This is a genomic window from Pseudomonas sp. WS 5011 (assembly GCF_012985775.1).
GTDB lineage: Bacteria > Pseudomonadota > Gammaproteobacteria > Pseudomonadales > Pseudomonadaceae > Aquipseudomonas > Aquipseudomonas peli.
Genome location: NZ_JAAQXA010000063.1, coordinates 1 through 1,957 on the forward strand (window position 1 = coordinate 1; position 1,957 = coordinate 1,957).

Consider the following 1,957-nt stretch of genomic DNA (forward strand, 5'->3'; position numbering starts at 1 on the left):
CGAGCCGTTCGCTTAATCTGTTGAAATTTTGAGGTGCATGGTCTTGTATGAGGCTATGCACCTCATCTTTTCAGGAGACAGCCATGGGGAAGAAATCTTCCCAAGGCCAAGCAGTCGAATCAGCGGATACGGCCAAGGCGAAAAATCCCCTCGCTGACGCAGATGGTGCACAAGCTGCTCGCAAGCAGCGCTCACCCGCAGCCCATCAGGGCATTCAGGTCAATTTCTGCAAAAATCCAATTTGCGCGAATTTTGGTTCGCCAGTAGGCGACAAGCTTTCTCGTTCCCAAAATCCATACCGAATCGCAGCCTCAGGAAAAGGCTTGCCGGTTGGTTATTGCTATAGCTGCAACGAAAGCTTTCCCCTGAAAAGTAACAAAGGTATCCATGAAGAGCTAGAGCGGATGTTGGCTTTCTTGGTTGAAGCCACGGTGCAATCTTGCTGCCCGGTTGACGGTTGTTCCAATCATGCAATGCCAGTCTCCAGCGGTAAGGCCTTCTACTCTGCATTTGGGGTGACCAGTACGGGCAGCCAACGTTACCTCTGCAAAGGCACGGTAGATGGCAAGCCATGCGGCAAAACCTTTTCCGTTGCCAGTAAATCAACCAGCCGCCAGCGCCTGACTCACAAGAACAAGAGCATCTTCAAGCTAATCGTCAACAAGGTGCCAGTGCGCAGGATTGCCGAAATTGAAGAAATCGCCCTGCAAACGGTCTACGACAAGATCGACTTTATCCATCGGCAGTGTTTGGCCTTCGCCAGTGAGCGGGAGTCGAAACTTCCTGATATGCCCATTCGTCGCCTGTACATCAGCGTGGATCGCCAGGATTACGTGATCAACTGGTCTCGGCGTGATGATCGGCGTAACACGGTGGTTTCGGCTGTTGCGTCAGCCGATAACACCAGTCAGTACATTTTCGCCATGCATCTCAATTTCGACCCTCGACTTGATCCAGAGGCCATTGAGGAGGATGCCAAGCAGATCGCCGACATCAACCTGCCGACTCCTCACCGTAAGTATGCAAGGCTCTGGATGGCCTCTGACTATTTAGCTTCCATGGCTGCATCGAAGAAATCCAAGGCATCTGGCAGCCTGGAAGGTGATATCGCTGCGACCTACTCCAGCTCTGAGAAGCGAGAGGATGTCGAAATCTCGGATGAGCCTACCAAAGACGAAAAGCTGCCGGATCGGGGCATGCAAACTCATTCCGAGTACACCCTGTACGGCCACTTCCTGTATTTGCGTCACCTGCTGGCCAGTGTCGAAAAGCTCAGGTTCTTTCTCGACCAGGACTCGGGGATGCGGGCGGCATGCTTGGCAGCGTTCCAAGAAGGAATCAAATCCCGTCGAGTCGATGCCTTTTACGTGAGGATCAACAAGATGATGACCGTGGATCAGAAGCGCAGGCTGATCAATGAGTCGAATAAGGCTATCGCCAAGGTGATGAAAGAGAATCTCGGCTTGAACAAGCGAGAGGCCGTCTTGATGCTGCTCAAGCAGCGTATCGAGGAGGCAAAGCTCATCGGAAAATGGAAGGATCGCTGGGTGTTTCACCCGCTGGCAACGATGAACGAGCCTGAAAAGGCCTTATGCCATCTGACCGACCTAGGTGACCTTGAGCCTGATCACGCAGCTTGGCTTTACAACAGAGCCAGCCTGCACGGTGTCGATTCGTACTTCAACCGAGTTAGGCGGCGTCAGTCGCTCCTGGAACGGGGCATTTCATCCCAATCGAATACTGGACGGGTCTGGAGTGGTTACGCGCCGTACAGCCCAAATCAGGTTCAAAAGCTGCTCGATATCCTGCGAGTGGTACAGAACTACGTGCTGAAGGGCGGTAAGGACAAGAAAACACCGGCTATGCGCCTTGGATTAGCCAAAGGCCCAGTGAAATACGAGGATATCCTGTACTTCACCGGGCCTTAGGTTTTCAACAGATTAAGCGAACGGCTCGC

General features: G+C 52.8%; 1 protein-coding gene. It reads left to right on the forward strand.

What is annotated here, in order from left to right; all coding sequences use genetic code 11:
* The first annotated feature begins 83 nt into the window (after window positions 1-83).
* Window positions 84-1,928, forward strand: a complete 1,845-nt coding sequence (locus tag HBN63_RS21485) for a hypothetical protein (RefSeq protein WP_223181899.1) — start codon at window positions 84-86, stop codon at window positions 1,926-1,928.
* Window positions 1,929-1,957: the final 29 nt, after the last annotated feature.